This is a genomic window from Pantoea sp. JV6, assembly GCF_025910055.1.
GTDB lineage: Bacteria > Pseudomonadota > Gammaproteobacteria > Enterobacterales > Enterobacteriaceae > Pantoea > Pantoea agglomerans.
In genome coordinates, this window is the sequence record NZ_JAPCIM010000005.1 from 169465 (window position 1) to 189613 (window position 20149).

The following is a 20149-nucleotide window of genomic DNA, read 5'->3' on the forward strand; positions in this document are numbered from 1 at the left end:
ACAGAACAAAAATACAAACAGCCACTTATCTCCACTTCAAATTAAAAACCAGAAACAGGCCACACAAGTTACAATGATAAGCAGATTTTCCGGCATTTGGCGGTCAGATAGATGATTAAAGAGAAATTGTTGTGGCCTGATTAATATTGCAATATTTGAGATAACTTCAGGTTAATACCGCTTCGACCATTTATTGCATTTAAGTAAAAAGCAGTAAATTTTTCCCGTTCGGACCGGTGAAAAGATAAACTGCGCCCTGCCCTAAAACTGATTATATTTCTAACAGCAGCACTCGCTGTGTCCGGATAATCATTAACCAGAGAGGATGGTGAATGCCTTCACATGAAAAAACACGTCACAAGGAATTCTCGCTGATACTTCCCCTTATCACGCTGGGTATACTCTATTTTTTTGGTGCAACCACATCATTTCCGATTGTAGTCGGTATCAACTTAGTGGCGCTGGTTGCCATTCTGAGCAGTGCCTTTAGCGTTGTACGACATGCCGACGTGCTGGCGCACCGGCTGGGCGAGCCCTATGGCTCTCTGATCCTGAGTCTGTCCGTGGTGATTCTGGAAGTGAGCCTGATCTCGGCGCTGATGGCGACCGGCGATGCCGCACCCGGGCTGATGCGCGATACGCTCTATTCGATCGTGATGATTGTAACCGGTGGACTGGTTGGCTTTGCGCTGCTGCTGGGCGGTAATAAGTTTGCGACGCAATACGTGAATCTGGCGGGCGTGAAGCAATACCTGATCGCTATCTTTCCCCTGGCGATTCTGGTGCTGGTGTTTCCCAACGCACTGCCGGGCGGTAATTTCTCTGTCACTCAGGCACTGCTGATCGCGGCGATTTCAGCGGCGATGTATGGCGTGTTCCTGCTGATTCAGACCAAAACCCACCAGAGCCTGTTTGTCTATGAGCATGAAGATGAGAGCGATGATGGCGACCCGCATCATGGCAAACCCTCTGCCCACAGCAGCTTCTGGCATACCAGCTGGCTGATCGTGCATCTGATTGCGGTCATTGCCGTGACCAAGATGAATGCTAATACGCTGGAAAGCCTGCTGACGGATCTGAATGCACCGGCACAGTTTACCGGTTTCCTGGTGGCCCTGCTGATCCTCTCACCGGAAGGCCTGGGGGCGATCAGGGCCGTGCTGATGAATCAGGTGCAGCGCGCCATGAACCTCTTCTTTGGTTCGGTGCTGGCGACCATCTCACTCACGGTACCGGCGGTAACCATTATCGCCACCCTGACCGGACAGGAGCTGATATTTGGTCTGGAGCCGCCGCAGATGGTGATTATGATGGCGTCGCTGATTCTCTGTCAGCTCTCCTTCTCGACCGGACGCACAAATGTACTGAATGGAGCCGCGCATCTGGCGTTGTTTATCGGTTATCTGATGACCATCATGCTGTAACGTCACCGGATTTCAGGCGAAAAAAAAGAGCGAATCATCGCTCTTTTTTTTGCAGCAAACTTATTTGCTGGTATCGAGTTCCGGGAAGCTTTTCACCAGATCGTCAATCGCTTTCATCTGCACCAGGAATGGCTCCAGCTTATCCAGCGGCAACGCGGATGGGCCGTCACACAGGGCGTGTTCAGGATCCGGGTGCGCTTCGATAAACAGACCGGCAATGCCGACCGCCATACCGGCACGCGCCAGCTCAGCCACCTGAGCACGACGACCGCCTGATGCTGCGCCAAACGGATCGCGCGTCTGCAGCGCATGGGTCACATCGAAAATCACCGGGCTGTTTTTGGTGACTTTCTTCATCACGTTAAAGCCGAGCATATCGACAACCAGATTGTCGTAGCCGAAATTGCTGCCGCGATCGCACAGGATGACCTGCTCGTTGCCACCTTCAGCGAACTTATCAACGATGTTGCCCATCTGACCCGGGCTGACGAACTGGGGCTTCTTGACGTTAATGACCGCGCCGGTTTTCGCCATCGCTTCAACCAGGTCAGTCTGACGCGCCAGGAACGCGGGCAGCTGGATCACATCAACCACTTCAGAGACCGGCTGCGCCTGGGACGCTTCATGCACATCCGTGATAATTTTGACGCCGAAAGCCTGCTTCAGCTCCTGGAAAATCTTCATTCCCTCTTCCAGGCCAGGGCCACGATAGGAGTGAATAGAGGAGCGGTTCGCTTTATCAAATGACGCTTTGAATACGTAAGGAATACCAAGCTTACTGGTGACGGTAACGTAGTGTTCGCAGATGCGCATCGCCAGGTCGCGCGACTCCAGTACGTTCATCCCGCCAAACAGCACAAATGGCAGATCGTTTGCGACTTTGATATCGCCAATACTCACGACTTTCTGTGTCATGCCCTTTCCTTTTCAGTGGGTCCGCTTAGTGCAGCGTGACCTGTTTTTGTTCGATTGCGTGAATCTGAACTTTGATCATTTCGCTGACCGGGTCTTCAGGACACTGCTCAACGAAGTAGGTTAAATCATTCAGGGCGATATGTTCGCACTCCAGCTGCGCATAGATCAAACCGCGATCGCGGATTTCGTAGGGATCGTCAGGATCGATACGCAACAGCACCTGACTGACGTTCAGCGCCAGCTCCATCTTCTTCTCTTCCATCAACGCCGCTTTCAGCGTGTCGAGCATCTTGCGCATCACGGTGACGGTTTTGGCTTCGTCGAGATCGTCGTCATACAGACGCGCTGTCGGGCTGATATTGCCTTTGAGCCACACTTCCAGCGTGTGCCGGTCAAGCGTTTCGCCATTAAACGGGTTGATCATCCACTTATCGCCATCAATCCAGTCGGCGCGCAGAATCAGCTGCGTCGGGAAGATCACCGGCATCAACGGCAGTTCCAGCTCGGCGGCGATGTGCAGCAGGATAACGCCCAGTGACACCGCCGTGCCACGACGGGTCTTCAGCACATTGTCGATCCAGAGGGCATCAGAAAGATTGTAGACGCCACTGGCACCGCAAAATCCCCACTGGCGATAGAACAGTTCCAGCAGCTTTTCGAGCTGCATGTCAGCATCTTCAGTATGGCTGACATAGTCACGTGCTTCGGCGACTAACGCCGCAAGTTGTACTTCCACCGACAACGCCGGGAAATCGGCGCGGATGGCAAGCGTGGCACCAATCACCGCTTCACACAGCGGTGTCTGGCTGAAATCTAATTGTTCGGTCGAGGTCATGCTATCCCCATAACGGCATTTTGGTCAGCGCCAGCTTAATGATGGCCACCAGGGCGATTAACGCTACCAGAAAAGCGATCCAGCGGGTGCGATCAGTGCGTGGACGGCGACTCAATGCCACAAATCCTAAGGCGATGTAGATGATAACCGCTAAAAGCTTCTCCGTCAGCCAGCTTCCTTGCGGTGTAAAGGGATAGAAGTGGGTAATCATCACCAGCGAGACGCCGGTCACCAGTAACAGGGTGTCGTTAGCGTGCGGCAGGATGCGCACCCAGCGTTTCGTCATCATTGCCGATCCACGGCGCAGCCAGTAAAACCGCAGCAGGAACAGCGTCACGGTAAGCACCACCGTTAAGATGTGCAGATTTTTAATCAGGGGATAAAAGGCGAACATCATGAATCCTTTTCAAAGCGCTTTTATGAAGGGAACTGGCCTAAGGTCACACGCGGATTGCCACCGTAATCGTCGACGGTTTCCACGGCGTGATAGCCTTTTTGCCGCATCAGCGTGGCGACCGCCTCGCCCTGCTGCCAGCCATGTTCCAGCAGCAGCCAGCCACCCGGCAGCAGCCACGTGGGTGCCTGCTCGATCAGCGTACGCAGATCCGCCAGTCCCGCTTCATCCGCCACCAGCGCGCTGCGCGGTTCAAAACGCACGTCACCCTGCTCCAGATGAACATCGCTGGCATCTATATAGGGTGGGTTGCTGACAATGAGGGTAAAGCGCTGTGGCGTCAGCGCCTGGAACCAGTGACTGAGCAGAAAGGTGGTATTGGTGAGGCTGAGCTGCTGCGCATTACTGTTCGCCAGCTCAACGGCGGCTTCAATGCGATCCACGCCGGTCACCTGACAATCGGGACGCTCGCTGGCCAGCGCCAGCGCAATCGCTCCGGTGCCGGTGCCCATGTCCAGAATGGTTGCCGGTGTCGCGGGCAGATGTGCCAGCGCCTGTTCAACCAGCAGTTCGGTATCCGGGCGCGGGATCAGCGTGGCGTCATTGACGCGCAATGGCAGCGACCAGAATTCGCGTTCGCCCACCAGATGCGCCACCGGCTCACCGCGGGCGCGACGCGCCAGCAGGCTATCCAGCTGCGTCAGCTGTTCTTCGCTGAGCACCGTTTCATCAAAGGCGATTAACCAGCTGCGTGATTTGCCGGTCACAAAACCTAACAGGATCTCTGCGTCACGCTTCGGACTGTCACCACCGCACAGCGTGGCGATCGCCTGTTTCAGCCAGTGACGAATATCCATTAATCCTGACCAGCCAGCGCCGCCAGCTGATCGGCCTGGTACTCCTGAACAATCGGTTCAATCAGGCTGTCGAGTTTCCCTTCCATCACTTCATCCAGACGGTAGATGGTCAGGTTGATCCGGTGATCGGTCACGCGGCCCTGCGGGAAGTTGTAGGTGCGGTTACGGTCAGAACGATCGCCGCTGCCCAGCAGGTTGCGTCGGGTACTGGCTTCGGCGGCGTGACGGCGGGCCATCTCTGCAGCGTGAATACGCGAGCCCAGCACCGCCAGCGCTTTGGCTTTGTTTTTATGCTGTGAACGTTCGTCCTGACACTCCACCACGATACCGGTTGGCAGGTGGGTAATACGAATAGCGGAGTCGGTGGTGTTAACGTGCTGACCGCCTGCGCCGGATGAGCGGAAAGTATCGATCTTCAGATCGCCCGCATTGATTTCCGGCAGTTCCGCTTCCGGGATTTCCGGCATCACGGCAACGGTACAGGCTGAGGTATGAATGCGGCCCTGGGATTCGGTCTCCGGCACGCGCTGCACGCGATGGCCGCCTGACTCAAACTTCAGGCGTCCATAGGCACCTTCGCCGGTGACGCGGGCAATCACTTCTTTGTAACCGCCATGCTCGCCTTCGTTGGCGCTGATGATCTCCACGCGCCAGCGACGCGCTTCGGCATAGCGGCTGTACATGCGGAAGAGATCGCCGGCGAAAATCGCCGCTTCATCGCCGCCGGTTCCGGCGCGCACTTCGATAAAACAGGCGCGCTCATCGTCGGGATCTTTCGGCAGCAACAGAACCTGCAACTGCTGCTCCAGCACGTCACTCTTCTCACGCGCTTCCTGCAACTCTTCCTGAGCCATGTCACGCATTTCAGGATCGTCGAGCATCTGCTGCGCGGTTTGGATATCTTCCTGCACCTGCTGCCAGTCGCGGAAGCAACGGGTCACATCGGTCAGCTGAGCATATTCGCGTGACAGCGCACGGAAACGCTCCTGATCGGCGATCACGCCTGCATCGCCCAGCATCGCTTCCACTTCTTCGTGGCGCTCCTGCAGGGCTTCCAGTTTGGCAACTATAGAGGTTTTCATTTAAATGTGGGATTCCCGTAACAGGTGGCGACAGCGGTGTGCCTAATCGAGACCCAGGCTGTCGCGTAAAATCTGCAGGCGTTCATTATCGCCGTCGCGGGCGGCCTGCTGAAGTGATTTAGTTGGAGCGTGTATTAAACGGTTGGTCAGCTTGTGCGCCAGTTCCTGCATGACTTTCTGCGGATCGGCACCCTGCTGCAGCGCCTGCAGCGCACGGCCTTCCAGCTCAGCGCGGATCTCTTCCGCCTGAGAACGATATTCACGAATCGTATTCACCGCGCCCTGTGAGCGCAGCCACGCCATGAATTCGCTGCTTTCCTGAACCACGATGCTTTCGGCCTGAACCGCGGCCGCTTTGCGCTGCGCCAGGTTCTGCTCGATGATCGCCTGCAGGTCATCCACGCTGTAGAGATAGGCGTTAGGCAGGTCGCCCACTTCCGGCTCTACGTCGCGCGGAACCGCAATATCGACCAGCAGCATTGGTTTGTTACGTCGTGCTTTCAGCGCGCGCTCCATCATCCCCTTACCGATAATCGGTAGCGGACTGGAGGTTGACGAGATAATAATGTCGGCTTCTGCCAGACGGGCGTCGATCTCCGCCAGGGTGATCACCTCTGCACCCACTTCCGACGCCAGCGTTTCGGCGCGTTCGCGGGTACGGTTGGCGATGATCAGATTTTTGACCTGATGTTCACGCAGATGACGCGCCACCAGCTCAATGGTCTCACCTGCGCCAACCAGTAAGACATTGACGGAGGAGAGCGATTCGAAGATCTGACGGGCCAGCGTACAGGCAGCAAACGCCACCGACACCGCGTTGGCACCGATATCGGTTTCCGTACGCACGCGTTTGGCAACCGAGAAGGTTTTCTGGAACATGCGTTCCAGTTCACTGCTCAGCGCCTGACCGCGTGAGGAGTCGGCAAAGGCTTTTTTGACCTGACCGAGGATTTGCGGTTCGCCCAGCACCAGTGAGTCGAGTCCGCTGGCAACGCGCATCAGGTGGCTGACCGCCTCGTTATCCTGATGCCAGTAGAGGCTGTTTCGCACATCCTCTTCATCCAGCTGATGATAATTGCATAACCAGCTCACCAGACGCGCCTGTAAGTCGGCCTGCTGCTCTACACTCAGGTAGAGTTCAGTCCGGTTACAGGTGGACAACACCACGCCGCTCTGCACCATTGGCTGTGATAACAGGCTGTTTAACGCCTGCTCAAGCGTCTCCGGCCCGAACGAGACGCGTTCGCGCAGAGCAATGGGGGCTGTCTTGTGATTGATTCCGAGAGCGAGCAGCGTCATAGCGGTTTTGGTTGGGATGTCCCAATAATGTCAGGGTTTTGTGAGGCGCATTCTACAAGATGCGGCAGATCAAGAAAAGCCATACAAAGGCTATGACTGTAATAAGATTAACCCGATCGTGCTCAATTTGCTGCATAACAGCATTGACGGTTAAAACCGGGACGGTTAGCGTTATCCGTTACGAATAATAAATGTGTCCGAGGAGATGACCACTTGATGCTTAATTCACCACGCAATCTGTTGCGCCTTTTGCCCCTTGCCAGCGTGCTGCTGGCAGCCTGTAGCGTCAACAAACCGCAAGGCCCGGGCCCCAGCGTTACCGCGCCACAGTGGCAACAGCATCAGCAGGCGGTCTCAAAGGTCACGCACTATCAGACCCGCGGCGCCTTTGCCTATCTTTCTGACAAGCAGAAAGTCTATGCCCGCTTCAACTGGCAGCAGACCGCGCCCGATCGCTATCGCCTGCTGCTGACCAATCCGCTGGGCAGCACCGAACTGCAGCTGGATGCGCAGGGCTCGGTGGTACAGATCGTCGATAACAAAGGCAAGCGTTACGTCAGCAACGATGCGCAGAAAATGATTTCGCAGCTGACCGGCATGAACATTCCGCTGGCGAATCTGCGCCAGTGGATGATGGGTCTGCCAGGCGATGCCACCGACTATCAGCTCAACGAGAGCTATCAGCTGAGCAGCCTGAACTACAGCCGCGACGGTCAGAACTGGCAGGTCTCTATTGCGGGCTACGACAGCAAAGTCACCCCGCCGCTGCCTTCGAGCCTGGAGCTGAAAGAGGGTGACCAGCGGATTAAACTGCGTATGGACGGCTGGACCGTTCAATGATCACCCACTGGCCTGCCCCGGCAAAACTGAATCTTTTTCTCTACATCACCGGCCGTCGTCCCGACGGCTATCACAACCTGCAGACGCTGTTTCAGTTTCTTGATTACGGTGACCAGCTGCAGATTACTGTCGATCAAAGCGGCTCGATTACACTGTTAACGCCCGTGGCAGGCGTTGCGGATGCGGATAACCTGATTGTCCGCGCCGCAAACATGCTGAAACAGGCGGCGCAGGATAACAATCGCCTGTCCGCTCACGCGGGCGCGCAGATTGCCGTTGAGAAAAATCTGCCCATGGGTGGCGGTCTCGGTGGCGGCTCCTCTGATGCGGCAACCGTACTGGTGGCGCTGAATCATCTGTGGCAAACCGGCTTCACGCCGGATGAGCTGGCGGCGATGGGCGTGAAGCTGGGCGCGGATGTGCCGGTGTTTGTCCAGGGCTTCGCGGCCTTCGCCCAGGGGGTGGGTGAACAACTTCATCCCGCAGAGCCGGAAGAAAAGTGGTATCTTGTCGCCCATCCCGGCGTGAATATCAGCACCCCAGTAGTATTCAACGACCCCGAACTGACGCGAGATACTCCATCGCGCAGTTTATCGACGCTTTTAGCATCACCCTTCACCAATGATTGTGAAGCAGTGGTAAGAAAACGTTTTCGTGAGGTTGATGAGCTTGTTTCCTGGCTGCTAGAATACGCGCCGTCACGCCTGACTGGCACGGGCGCTTGTGTGTTTGCTGAATTCGACACCGAGTCTGCTGCCCGCCAGGTGCTGGAGCTTGCCCCGAATGGGGTACGCGCATTTGTAGCCCGGGGCGTAAATGTTTCGCCGCTACAGCGTACCCTGCGAGGCGATTAGCGAATGCGTGACAGTGTCACCACGTTCCGGACACTGCACGTTTCGCATCAACACACCCGTGTGAACGCACATGACCGTACGCGCCGGTTACAGTCATGCCGTTCATTCTCTGGACGCAAAGCCTGAGGTTCTTCTCGTGCCTGATATGAAGCTATTTGCTGGTAACGCCACCCCGGAACTAGCACAACGTATTGCCAACCGCCTTTACACCAGCCTGGGAGACGCCGCTGTAGGACGTTTCAGTGATGGTGAAGTGAGCGTACAGATCAACGAAAATGTACGCGGTGGTGATATTTTCATCATCCAGTCCACCTGTGCCCCCACCAACGATAATCTGATGGAACTGGTTGTGATGGTCGACGCGCTGCGTCGTGCTTCTGCTGGTCGTATTACCGCAGTCATCCCCTACTTTGGTTATGCCCGTCAGGATCGCCGCGTGCGTTCCGCGCGTGTACCTATCACCGCTAAAGTAGTGGCAGACTTCCTTTCCAGCGTCGGTGTTGACCGTGTTCTGACGGTTGACCTGCACGCCGAGCAGATCCAGGGCTTCTTCGACGTCCCGGTTGATAACGTATTTGGCAGTCCGATCCTGCTGGAAGATATGATGCAGATCGGTCTGGAAAACCCGATTGTTGTTTCTCCCGATATTGGTGGCGTAGTACGTGCCCGTGCTATCGCTAAACTGCTGAACGACACCGATATGGCCATCATCGATAAACGCCGCCCTCGCGCGAACGTTTCTCAGGTGATGCACATCATTGGTGACGTTGCTGGCCGCGACTGCGTGCTGGTCGACGACATGATCGACACCGGCGGCACGCTGTGCAAAGCGGCTGAAGCGCTGAAAGAGCGTGGTGCTAAACGCGTATTTGCTTACGCGACCCACCCGATCTTCTCCGGCAATGCGGTTGAAAACCTGCGTAAATCTGTGCTCGACCAGGTGATCGTCTGCGATACCATCCCACTCTCTCAGGAGATTAAGTCACTGCCGAATGTGCGCACGCTGACCTTATCTGGCATGCTGGCCGAAGCCATTCGCCGCATCAGTAACGAAGAGTCAATCTCGGCAATGTTCGAGCATTAATCTTCGCGGAACCGGGCCCTGTGCCCGGTTTTTTTATGCCTGCCGGGCGCCCGATTAACGCGCTTCTTTTTCTGATATTTTCGCGATAAATTTCCCCAAAATCGACTATTTTCAACGCCACCCACTCTTTTGATAAAACGCCGCGTTCCCCGCTTCTGCCCTGTGCCGTTAAGTGGTAATTTGCAGCGCACTTTTCATAAGAACCCTGACCGCCATGAGCCTGGATATCTATACGTTATTTGTCTGCGAGCTTTATGTGCTGGGGTTTCTGAGCATCATCATGTTTTTTGCCTGGATCGGATCGCAGTATGATCGCGTTCTCGGCTTCACCTGCCTGTCGCTGGTTTTTACCCTGATTGCGGTATTCTTAAGTAGCCTGCGCAGCAGTGGCCTGCATTTCCTGCCCGTTGCAGTGGGTAACGTTTTAGTGATGCTGGCTTACGGCGGATTGTTAAATGCGTTCCGGCGCTTCTGCGGCAAGCCCATCGGCACTCACTGGCTATTGGGCGCCCTGCTCTGGGCACTCCTCTGCTGTTTCCCGGCGTTCTATTACAGCTTACCCAAACGGGTGCTGGTGCTCTGCATCGCCTGCATCGCCTATACCGCCGCACTGATCCAGTTGGTCTGGCTGGCGCGTGCCACGCTAAAGGTGACCTTCTGGCCTGCGCAGTTGCTGCTGTGGATCCATCTGCTGTTTCATCTGGCTCGCCTGTTTCTGGACAGCGCTATTCCCAGCACGCTGCCTGGCGCCATTGGCGGATCAAACTTCTCGATTTACGTCATCCTGGAATCGATTCTGTTTGTCATTGGTCTGACATTTACTATCCTGGCCATGGTGAATGAACGGATGCAGTCAGTCTTAAAACATGCCTCGATGCACGATCCTCTGACCAGCGTCTGGAATCGTCGGGCTTTATTTAATGAAGCAGAGAAGATTGTGGTGCGATGCCGTCGTCAGAACCGGCCGTTTAGCGCGATTCTGTTCGATCTGGATCATTTTAAGAGCATTAACGATCGGTATGGCCATCAACAGGGCGACCAGATATTGATTCACTTTTGCGACATTGTCAGAGGATTGATACCGGCTGAGGGGCGTTTTGCGCGACTGGGTGGAGAGGAGTTTGCCGCAATAATTCCGGCTGCGGCAACAGAGGCAGAGGCCTGGTGCGAGACGATTCGGCGGGAGGTCTGTGCGTCACAACCCAATTCAATTGCCTATTCGGTCAGCATTGGGTTTGCAACGGTCACACATCAGCAGCAGGGTTTTGACGATTTACTCGCACTGGCGGATAAAGCGCTCTATCACGCCAAGGCCAGCGGCCGGAACCGCATCGCGCAGCATCCGGTCACTGCTGGCATCAGTTAATGGTGAGAATTGTGCGACCGGCGACAACGTTTGTCATAGTGACGATGCCAGTAATAACGATCTTCAACCTTTTCACGACCACTCAGACCCGCCCCGACCAGCCACATCATTGCACCAACAAAGATGCCTAAGATTGCGCCCTGCGCCAGCGCATCTGGCAGATCAAGCGAGGGAAGCTGGTTCATAATTGAGAAACCCACGCCCAGCACCATTGTGACTAATCCCAGTACCATCAAGCTGTTACCCGCTACGCGGCAGTGTTGATGTTTCATGCTGCACCTCCATCCATATGAGTCAATAACCGCACACAATGTTAAGTGCCATAAGCTTAGGCAATGGGTGAAGATAACGTTGCGGAGTGGATCACACATCAGCCATAAATAATTAACTGGCCCTGATTGCAGCCTGTTGATTTCGATGGAAAATGATTAATCACCGTCATGAACCATTTCGCTGCTTGTACTTTGTCATCTCGCCCGTGGCGAAGTAAACTAACGCCCTTTCGCGATAACAGCAGGATAATCATTGTGAGCAGCATTAAACTGATTGTGGGCCTTGCCAATCCAGGCGCTGAATATGCCGCCACGCGCCACAATGCGGGTGCCTGGTATCTGGATTTACTGGCTGAACGCCACAATCAGTCACTGAAAGAGGAAGGCAAATTCTATGGCTATACCGCGCGCCTGGCGATAGCCGGAGAGGATGTGCGCCTGCTGGTGCCGACCACCTTTATGAACCTGAGCGGGAAAGCCGTGGCGGCGATGGCGACCTTTTATCGCATCGCGCCAGAAGAGATCCTGGTGGCACATGATGAACTCGATCTGCCACCCGGCGTGGCGAAGTTCAAGCAGGGCGGCGGGCATGGCGGCCATAACGGGCTGAAAGATATCATCAGCAAACTGGGCAACAACAACAATTTCCATCGGCTGCGCATCGGTATCGGGCATCCCGGCGATCGCAACAAGGTGACCGGATTTGTGCTGGGCAAGCCGCCCGCCAGTGAACAGAAGCTGATTGATGATGCCATTGATGAGGCGGCGCGCTGTACCGAACTGTGGCTGAAAGAGGATCGTATCAAGGCGATGAACCGGCTGCACGCCTTCAAGCCTGCTTAAACGCCCGAATCGTCGTGATTCCGTGTATAATGCGCGAAATTTTTCAATTCGTCTCCGACAGTCCGCCTTCTGGCACGCTGTCCATCCAGTTATAAAGGGTATCAAACCATGGGATTCAAATGCGGTATCGTGGGCCTGCCGAACGTCGGTAAATCCACTCTGTTTAACGCGCTGACTAAAGCGGGCATCGAAGCGGCTAACTTCCCCTTCTGCACCATTGAGCCTAACACGGGCGTGGTGCCGATGCCTGACCTGCGTCTCGACCAGCTTTCTGAGATTGTTAAGCCGCAGCGCGTGGTGCCGACTACCATGGAATTCGTCGATATCGCCGGTCTGGTAAAAGGCGCGTCGAAAGGTGAAGGTCTGGGCAACCAGTTCCTGACCAACATCCGCGAAACCGAAGCGATTGGTCACGTAGTGCGCTGCTTTGAAAACGACAACATCATCCACGTGGCGGGCAAAGTTAACCCGGCTGAAGATATTGACGTGATCAACACTGAGCTGGCGCTGTCCGATCTTGAGACCTGTGAACGTGCGATTCAGCGTGTGCAGAAGAAAGCCAAAGGTGGCGACAAAGATGCTAAGGCTGAGCTGGCTGCGCTGGAGAAGTGCCTGCCGCATCTTTCTGAAGCGGGCATGCTGCGTTCACTGAATCTGGATGAGGACGACAAAGCGGCAATCCGCTATCTGAGCTTCCTGACTCTGAAACCCACCATGTACATTGCTAACGTCAATGAAGATGGTTTCGAGAACAACCCGTACCTGGATCAGGTGCGCGCTATCGCCGAAGCGGAAGGTTCAGTCGTGGTGCCAGTGTGCGCCGCCGTTGAGTCGGATATCGCCGAGCTGGAAGATGAAGACCGTGACGAGTTCATGGCAGAGCTGGGACTGGAAGAGCCAGGCCTGAACCGCGTTATCCGCGCTGGTTACTCCCTGCTGAACCTGCAGACCTACTTCACCGCTGGCGTGAAAGAAGTACGTGCCTGGACCATCCCGGTTGGCGCGACAGCTCCACAGGCAGCCGGTAAAATCCACACTGACTTCGAGAAAGGCTTTATCCGCGCCCAGACCATCGCGTTTGAAGATTTCATCGCTTATAAAGGCGAGCAAGGTGCTAAAGAAGCCGGCAAGATGCGTTCAGAAGGTAAAGAGTACATCGTGAAAGATGGCGATGTGATGAACTTCCTGTTCAACGTCTGATTAAAGATTGTTGTCTCATGGGGTCTTACTGAATCTCATGAAGCTCAAAAATCATAAAATCCACGCCATTGCGTGGATTTTTCATTTCAACGCCGTCTCAATAGTCTCTGTCAGCACATTTCAACAATGCCGCCATCATTACCTTAAAAAGGTTTATTGCTCGAGCTCCGCTCTTTCTGGTGCAAAAGTCAGCGAACGAATCTGATGCTGCCTGAGCCCCCCTTTTCCCCTGCTCTTCACCTGAAAGCGGCACTTATTCAGCCCCGAATAAACTGCGCTTCGCACTGCCGGGCGATCTCCCACAGTCTGTTACGGATGACCTGCTTAAGTTGCAGAGTGGACTGCGACTGTGGCTGGTCACGGCGGCTGATCAGCATCACTTCAAACGGCAGGGGTTGCGCTATGGGTAGCAGCTTTAGCTGTTCGGCATAGCGACAGGCGGTGAAGAGATCCACGACGCCCGTGCCGCCGCCTGCCAGGACCATATCCGCAATGACCGAATAGGTTTTAATCGACAACGACACGGCGGGATTCAGTTTTTTATCGCGCAGCGCTCGGTGAAGTACGCGTCCAAGCGGATCCTGAGCCTGCATCATCAGTAAATTATTGTTGCATAACCACGCAAGCGTAACGGGCTCATTACGGGGGTGATTGAGCGGTAACAGCGCGACCATCGAAGACTGAAACAGAGGTTCAGCCAGAAGATCCGCATCGACCTGCTGACCAAAAACCAGCGCGAAATCGAGCTGATTATCCAGAATCATCTGGCATAAGGTACTAAAGTGCTCGGTGACCAGTTCGACACTGACCGAGGCCATCTCTTGCCGCCAGGTGACCAATGCAGGCGCCAAAACCATCTGACCAAAAGCGTGAGCCGCGCCGACGCGAACTAACTGCCCTTCGCCACGCCGCAGCTGTTCGGTAAGCTGGGTGATTGATTGCAGGCGCTGGCAGAGATCGTCTATTTCAGGCAGGAGACGTCGCCCTTCTGCCGTCACACTCATTCCCTGTATACGTCGCTCAAACAGCGCAAATCCCAATTGCTGCTCAGCATGATTCAGCACACGGCTGATATTGGGCTGCGAGACATTGAGCAAGCGCGCCGCAGCGCTGATGCTGCCGGTCTGTACGATGGCCTGAAAGACCTCTATATGGCGGAGCCGCATGACTATTTACCCTGGATGGAATACCGAAAACGAAGGCCTCTCCGACAGGCTGTACGATCAGGTCCGGGCGGAGGGTGAGAGAGCAATCATTATCCTGATGCAAAAACTGTACCGCAAAACCGGTGCAGGCTCAGCTGCCTGTCTCGCCCCCGTCCGTACCCGGCAGGCCTGACTGAAGTCTCTGTAGGGAGCGGGGTTCGTGCTGCCGTGGTGCAGTAAAAGGAGCGCTGGTCAGCAGCACGGGTTGCGCGGATTTAAGCCAGCAACGATTCTGACTCGTCAGAGGGAAGATGCGCATGCACAGCCCGCACTACAGGCGTGTGCCTGGCAGCGCGGTTTCAGCAGAACCGGAACGGCGGGCTTAACGGGCTGATGTTGCATGCAGCCCGGGATAATTTCGCTATGACTGTGTGCTCGCCAGATAGGAGAATGCACTGAGTAAGCTGATTAACGTCTCCATATTCTCCGCCTGATACGCCACGGTAACGGCATCCAGGCGCGTGACGCCGGGGATCAGGCTGAACAGATCGGCCAGCACCGGTTTAGTGGCCTGAAGGCGCATAGCGTAAGGTGCCGTCAGGCGGCTCGTGCTCACCTGAGGGGGATGTTGCAGTGCGGCGCTTGCTGCGGCAGCGATCGCACGCTGTGCCGCTTGTGGGCTGATTGATTCCGCGCAGGTATGAGAAATGGCGCGTTTTACACAGACGTAATTGACTGCTGAGTAGTGTTCCGCAATCCAGCTCTGTAACTGATCGTCGCCGGTGACCAGCAGCAATGGCGTGCCGTGCTCAGCAGCGGCGGCCGCATAAATATCGGTTTCTCCCATCACCAGACCATTGATATGGATACGCCAGAATGCCCGGCCGTTGATGGTATGCGCCAGTACGCCCGGTTCACCTGCTGCGCTGTGAAATCCCACCAGAAACAGCCCGTCGAACGTCTGCTGCTCTATCCCTTCCACCATCGACAGGACACGGGGTTTTCCCTGCACCAGCCGGGCGCGGGGATCGATATTTTCCGCACGCAAATTGGTCATCTGCGCATGGCTGTCTGCCACCACCACTTCCGTTGCCCCGCCTGCAAAAGCCCCCTCAATCGCAGCATTCACTTCCTGCTCCATCAGACCACGGGCCAGCTGATGCTCCGGGTGACCGGGTGTACATTGCTCCGAGCGCATGACACCCGCGATGCCTTCAATGTCGGCCGAGATAAAAATTTTCATGTCGTTAATCTATCCAGAATCTGCGTCAGTGAGGGGCGATGATGACCGCGAAAGCCGGTAACAGCCTCTGCGCTCAGCAAAGCATCCAGTACAGCCTGTTCAGTTGCATCTGCCGCTGCAGCAAGCAGCGGCTCCAGCGTGTCGTCCTGTGGCGGTTGCGGCAGAGGTTGCGTTGAAAACGCCACCGCAATGTCGCCCGAGCCGTGGCCCCAGTAACTGCCCAGCCGTCCCAGGCCGGCACCGGCTCGCTTCGCGATTCGCTTTAACTGACGTGCGTCCAGCGGTGCATCCGTCGCCATGATGATGATGACAGAACCGGCATCCAGCTGCGGCGTCTCCCCGGCCAGCAGCGGCGCAATCATCTCGCCAGCCCGAACGCCATCGAGCGTTAATGCCTCCAGTGCGCCGAAATTGGCCAGCACCAGCACGCCAAGCGTGGCGTTGAGCGAGGGAATAACCCGCGAGGCGGTTCCGATGCCCCCTTTCAGGCTGAAACAGCTCATCCCGCGCCCCGCGCCGACGCTGCCGCGCGCGAAGTCCGCTGAGGCCGTCTGCAATGCCTCCTGCGCCATCGCTTCAGTGATGGCCAGCGCCTGGATATCATTCAGCCAGCCATCGTTGCACTCCAGCACCAGCGGATTGACCGTGGGCAGTGTTCGTCCCAGTTCCGGGTTACGACTGATGGCATCCCGCACCAGCGTGGTAAACAGCGTGCCGACCGCCAGCGTGTTACCGAGCAGAATCGGCGTCTGAAGCACACCAAGCTCCTCTATCTGAACCAGTCCGACGGGTTTCGCAAAGCCGTTCAGGACCTCCACCCCACACGGCAGCGGCGTGAGAAACAGATTGCCGCCCGACGGTACGATAGCGGTTACGCCAGTCTGCTTTTCGCCTTCATTCAGCGTGCAATGTCCGACACGCACGCCCGCAACATCGCTGATTCGATGGGTGGGTCCGCAGGCGCTTCGCGGCTGCCCGAGCTGACGCAGATCACGCCAGCGGTTCAGCAGCAGTTCACGCTGCAATTGTTGGAAATCCATAGTCAGCCCTTGAGTTTTGGATCGAGCGTGTCGCGCAGCGCATCCCCAAGCAGATTAAAAGCCAGCACGGTAATAAAAATCGCCAGCCCCGGAAATACGCTCATGTGCCACGATCCGGCCATCATCATGCTTCGGCTCATCGCCAGAATATTGCCCCATTCAGGCACGTCAGGCTCCGGACCCAGTCCAATAAAACTCAGGCCCGCGGCTGTCAGAATACTGGTGCCAATGCGCATAGTGAAATAGACAATCACGCTGGAAAGCGTGCCGGGCAGAATATGCCGCAGGATAATGACTCTGTCTGGTGCACCGGCACAGCGCACGGCTTCAACATAGGCAGCCTGTTTCAGAGAGAGCGTCGAAGCCCGCACGATGCGGGCAAATACCGGTACGCTGAATACCGCGACGGCGATAATGACATTGTTCAGACCCGTCCCCAGCAGCGCCACCACCGCAATGGCCAGCAACATACCCGGAAAGGCGAATAATACGTCGGCACCGCGCATGATCAGCATATCGACCCAACCGCCGTAATAGCCCGCCAGTAAGCCCAGCATGACCCCGACCAGCATGCCGATCGTCACCGACAGCACGCCGATATAGAGCGAGATCCGCGCGCCATAGATAATGCGGCTGAGCAGGTCGCGCCCCAGTTCGTCGGTCCCCATCCAGTGTGCCGCCGTTGGCGGCGACGATAACGCCATCCAGTCCGGGGCCATGGGATCCCAGGGCGCCAGCCAGGGCGCAAAAATCGCCACCACAATCAACAGCAGCACAAACCCGCCTGAGACCAGCGCCAGAGGATTCCGCACAAGAGCGTGCAGGAAATCGCGCCACGGCGAACGAATAATCTGAGGCGGATTTTCAGTCAGCGATTGAATACTCATTTTGGCTCCTGTCGCAGACGAATGGCCGGATTAACCACCGCGTAAAGCAGATCGACCAGCAGATTAATCACAATAAATTCAAACACGAACAGCATCACCAGCGCCTGAATCACCGGCTGATCCTGCGCTTTGATCGACTCAATCAATAACCAGCCTAACCCTGGCCAGTTGAAAACACTCTCCACCACGATGGATCCGCCCAGCAGAAAACCGAACTGCAAGCCCAGCATGGTAATCACCGGGATGAGCGCATTACGCATCACATGTTTCCACGTCACCAGGCGGTTACGCAGCCCTTTGGCTTTGGCGGTACGCACGTAATCTTCCTGCGCCACCTCAAGAAAGGCCGAACGGGTAAAGCGCGCCATTACCGCCGCAACCGACGAACCCAGCGTAATGGCGGGCAGGACAATATCGCTGGCCCTGTTAAAGCCGCTGACCGAGAACAGCCCAAAAGGCATCGCAACGAACTGGATGAGCAACAGCCCCAGCCAGAAGGCTGGCATCGAAATGCCGCCGACCGCCACGCTCATCAGCGTCCAGTCCTGCCATCTTCCACGTTTCAGTGCAGCCATAACGCCGAATAACAAACCGAGAATGACGGACCAGGTAAAACCCGCTAAGGCGAGCCACAGCGTCGGCATAAAGCCCTCCCTGATCACCTCCAGCACCGGTTGCTGGGTGCGATACGTGGTGCCCAGGTCGCCCTGCAACAGGCTGCCGATCCAGTGGAGATACTGCTGCGGCAGCGGATCGTTAAGCCCGAGGTGCTGACGCGCCGCTTCGATCGCCTCAACCGGCGCATCCGGTCCGGCATAAATACGCGCCGGGTCGCCCGGCATGAGCTTGATAAAACCGAAAACCAGCAACGAGACCACCAGCAAAACCGGGATCATCTCCAGCAATCGGCGAATGATGTATGCAAACATGCCATTCCCTGAAATGAGGTGCGACTGGCCTCCTCACGTCCCTCATCCGTTCCGGACAGGGGACGAGGAAGAAGAGACCGTCTTATTTAAAGGACGCCTGAGTGAACAGTAAATTGCCATCAGGCAGCATCGAAACGCCGCTCAGCGTGTTGCGTTTGCCGACCAGATTGTCTGGCGTGCCAAGGAACGCCACTGGGGCTTCTTTCCACAACACCTTTTGCGCTTGTGCATAGGCGATGCCACGCTTTGCCGGATCGGCCGTCGCCAGCCCGGCAGCAATCGCTTTGTCTGCATCAGCGTTACTGAAGTAGGAGACGTTATACGAGGTCGGAACCCAGGACTCGGTGGCAAACAGCGGACGCAGCGCCCAGTCGGCATCCCCTGTAGAGGTCGACCAGCCGCCATAATAGAGGTCAAACTCCGCCTTTTTCGGGTCCTGAACGCCCCACAACTTAGCGTTGCGCGTGCCAGAATCCATCGGTGTTACCGTGACACGAATGCCTGCCGTGGCCAGTTGCGCTTTCAGCACCTGAGCGGCACGGACGCTGGCCGTGGCGTTGGTCACCCAGAGCTTAAGATCCAGTCCCTCCGGATAACCCGCCGCTTTCAGCAAGGCTTTGGCCTTATCCGGCGCATAGCCGTAATCAGGATCGCCCTGTTTCTGATAGAACTGTACGCCTTCCGGGATCGCGGATGTGGCAGGTTTGCCCAGACCGGCAAAGGCCACTTTCAGCCACAGATTACGGTCAATCGCATAGTTGATTGCCTGACGCACCCGAACATCGGCCAGCGGCTTGTGCTGCGTGTTGATCGCCATGTAATAAAGATAAATGCTCGGATCGCGCTGAATGGAGAGGTGGCTGTCCTGCTGAACGGCTGCGATGAGGTCTGAAGGCAATGGCCAGATGGCGTCCACCTGCCCTGATTTCAACGCTGCCACCCGTGTCGCATCTTCGGGACTTGGAGAGAAGATGACATGGTCGACTTTAGGCCATCCCTGCTGCCAGTAACCTGCATATCTGGCCAGCGTAACGGCTTTACCCGGTTTCCAGTCGACAAAGGTAAACGGACCAGTTCCCACCGGATGCAGTCGCAACTGCGCTTCGTCCGGATATTGCTTAAGAATTGACGGGCTCCACATCACCGCGGAAGGATGCGCCAGGGTGTTGATAAAGGCCCCGAACGACTGATTAAGATCGATTTTTATCTGGTCGGGTGCCAGCACCGTGACCTTATCAATCATTTTGTAGAGGCTGTTACGCTTCAGCCCTTTTTTCTGATCTGCCAGACGATCAAGGTTCGCTTTGACAGCTTCTGCATCAAAAGGGGTACCGTCCTGGAAGGTAACGCCTTTGCGCAGCGTCAGCGTAAATTCGGTGGCACTGTCATTAGAGGTATAACCGGTCGCCAGCCAGGGTTGCAGCTTCATCCGGGAATCAAACTGGAACAGGCGCTCAAAGATGCCGCTCTGAACCGAGTAACTGACATTATCCGAGGTGTCGTGCGGATCCAGCCCCGTGATATCGGCATACATTGAAATGCGCAGATCCTGTGCCTGCGCAGTCATGACCAGCGTCGTCGTCAATGCGAGGGCGAGCGAAGTACGGCGAAACAGCGTTTTCATAAATTCTCCTGGTCGT

The 20149-nt window shown here is 56.0% G+C and carries 20 protein-coding genes; 7 read left to right on the top strand and 13 right to left on the bottom strand.

Translation table 11 applies throughout. The annotated features are described in order from the left end of the window. The first annotated feature begins 332 nt into the window (after window positions 1–332). The gene (chaA, locus tag OK412_RS09840) at window positions 333–1424 is read left to right on the top strand and encodes a sodium-potassium/proton antiporter ChaA (RefSeq protein ID WP_010669990.1); all 1092 of its coding nucleotides are present in this window, start codon (window positions 333–335) and stop codon (window positions 1422–1424) included. A gap of 60 nt (window positions 1425–1484) precedes the next feature. On the opposite strand, the gene kdsA is transcribed toward chaA, so the two are convergent. Genes kdsA through hemA form a run of 6 tightly spaced genes read right to left on the bottom strand, consistent with a single transcriptional unit; the run spans window position 1485 to window position 6806 of the window. Beyond that, window positions 1485–2339, bottom strand: a complete 855-nt coding sequence (gene kdsA / locus OK412_RS09845; protein WP_010669989.1) for a 3-deoxy-8-phosphooctulonate synthase — start codon at window positions 2337–2339, stop codon at window positions 1485–1487. 25 nt (window positions 2340–2364) lie between these two features. Continuing rightward, window positions 2365–3174, bottom strand: coding sequence for an invasion regulator SirB1 (sirB1, locus tag OK412_RS09850; protein ID WP_264353119.1), 810 nt, complete (start codon window positions 3172–3174; stop codon window positions 2365–2367). A gap of 1 nt (window position 3175) precedes the next feature. Then, window positions 3176–3568 (bottom strand): SirB2 family protein, encoded by a 393-nt coding sequence (locus OK412_RS09855; protein ID WP_022625782.1) that lies wholly within the window; start codon window positions 3566–3568, stop codon window positions 3176–3178. 23 nt (window positions 3569–3591) lie between these two features. Next, window positions 3592–4425 (bottom strand): peptide chain release factor N(5)-glutamine methyltransferase, encoded by an 834-nt coding sequence (prmC, locus tag OK412_RS09860; RefSeq protein WP_264353120.1) that lies wholly within the window; start codon window positions 4423–4425, stop codon window positions 3592–3594. Continuing rightward, window positions 4425–5507, bottom strand: coding sequence for a peptide chain release factor 1 (gene prfA / locus OK412_RS09865; protein WP_033786145.1), 1083 nt, complete (start codon window positions 5505–5507; stop codon window positions 4425–4427). The genes prmC and prfA overlap by 1 nt, the downstream gene beginning before the upstream one ends. A 42-nt stretch (window positions 5508–5549) precedes the next feature. Further along, the gene (hemA, locus tag OK412_RS09870) at window positions 5550–6806 is read right to left on the bottom strand and encodes a glutamyl-tRNA reductase (RefSeq protein WP_010669985.1); all 1257 of its coding nucleotides are present in this window, start codon (window positions 6804–6806) and stop codon (window positions 5550–5552) included. 216 nt (window positions 6807–7022) lie between these two features. Between hemA and lolB the strand changes: the two genes are divergently transcribed. From lolB to OK412_RS09890, 4 genes are all read left to right on the top strand, one after another. Then, entirely contained in the window at window positions 7023–7646 is a 624-nt protein-coding gene (gene lolB / locus OK412_RS09875) for a lipoprotein insertase outer membrane protein LolB (protein WP_010669984.1), read from the top strand. After that, a complete protein-coding gene (gene ispE, locus OK412_RS09880) occupies window positions 7643–8500 on the top strand; it encodes a 4-(cytidine 5'-diphospho)-2-C-methyl-D-erythritol kinase (RefSeq protein WP_010669983.1) in 858 nt (285 codons plus the stop codon). The genes lolB and ispE overlap by 4 nt, the downstream gene beginning before the upstream one ends. A gap of 136 nt (window positions 8501–8636) precedes the next feature. Beyond that, on the top strand, window positions 8637–9584 hold the full coding sequence (gene prs, locus OK412_RS09885) for a ribose-phosphate diphosphokinase (protein WP_010245874.1): 948 nt from the start codon (window positions 8637–8639) through the stop codon (window positions 9582–9584). 214 nt (window positions 9585–9798) lie between these two features. Next, window positions 9799–10950 (top strand): GGDEF domain-containing protein, encoded by a 1152-nt coding sequence (locus OK412_RS09890; protein WP_010245877.1) that lies wholly within the window; start codon window positions 9799–9801, stop codon window positions 10948–10950. Here OK412_RS09890 and ychH read toward each other — a convergent pair. After that, window positions 10947–11222, bottom strand: a complete 276-nt coding sequence (gene ychH / locus OK412_RS09895) for a stress-induced protein YchH (protein WP_010245880.1) — start codon at window positions 11220–11222, stop codon at window positions 10947–10949. The genes OK412_RS09890 and ychH overlap by 4 nt on opposite strands. Window positions 11223–11477: 255 nt before the next feature. Between ychH and pth the strand changes: the two genes are divergently transcribed. Next, window positions 11478–12065 carry an aminoacyl-tRNA hydrolase gene (pth, locus tag OK412_RS09900; protein WP_010245882.1) on the top strand — a complete coding sequence of 196 codons (588 nt, stop codon included), beginning with the start codon at window positions 11478–11480 and terminating at the stop codon, window positions 12063–12065. Window positions 12066–12173: 108 nt separating this feature from the next. Continuing rightward, window positions 12174–13265, top strand: coding sequence for a redox-regulated ATPase YchF (gene ychF / locus OK412_RS09905; protein ID WP_010245885.1), 1092 nt, complete (start codon window positions 12174–12176; stop codon window positions 13263–13265). A gap of 257 nt (window positions 13266–13522) precedes the next feature. On the opposite strand, the gene OK412_RS09910 is transcribed toward ychF, so the two are convergent. From OK412_RS09910 to OK412_RS09935, 6 genes are all read right to left on the bottom strand, one after another. Beyond that, complete coding sequence (locus OK412_RS09910; RefSeq protein ID WP_010245952.1) at window positions 13523–14431, bottom strand: LysR family transcriptional regulator; 909 nt, start codon at window positions 14429–14431, stop codon at window positions 13523–13525. A gap of 400 nt (window positions 14432–14831) precedes the next feature. After that, the gene (locus OK412_RS09915; protein WP_264353121.1) at window positions 14832–15653 is read right to left on the bottom strand and encodes a M55 family metallopeptidase; all 822 of its coding nucleotides are present in this window, start codon (window positions 15651–15653) and stop codon (window positions 14832–14834) included. Beyond that, window positions 15650–16693 (bottom strand): P1 family peptidase, encoded by a 1044-nt coding sequence (locus OK412_RS09920; RefSeq protein ID WP_264353122.1) that lies wholly within the window; start codon window positions 16691–16693, stop codon window positions 15650–15652. The genes OK412_RS09915 and OK412_RS09920 overlap by 4 nt, the downstream gene beginning before the upstream one ends. A gap of 2 nt (window positions 16694–16695) precedes the next feature. Next, window positions 16696–17580, bottom strand: coding sequence for an ABC transporter permease subunit (locus OK412_RS09925; protein WP_010669958.1), 885 nt, complete (start codon window positions 17578–17580; stop codon window positions 16696–16698). Further along, entirely contained in the window at window positions 17577–18509 is a 933-nt protein-coding gene (locus tag OK412_RS09930; RefSeq protein ID WP_033767043.1) for an ABC transporter permease, read from the bottom strand. The genes OK412_RS09925 and OK412_RS09930 overlap by 4 nt, the downstream gene beginning before the upstream one ends. Before the next feature lie 82 nt (window positions 18510–18591). Further along, window positions 18592–20133, bottom strand: coding sequence for a glutathione ABC transporter substrate-binding protein (locus tag OK412_RS09935; RefSeq protein ID WP_264353123.1), 1542 nt, complete (start codon window positions 20131–20133; stop codon window positions 18592–18594). Window positions 20134–20149 lie beyond the last annotated feature (16 nt).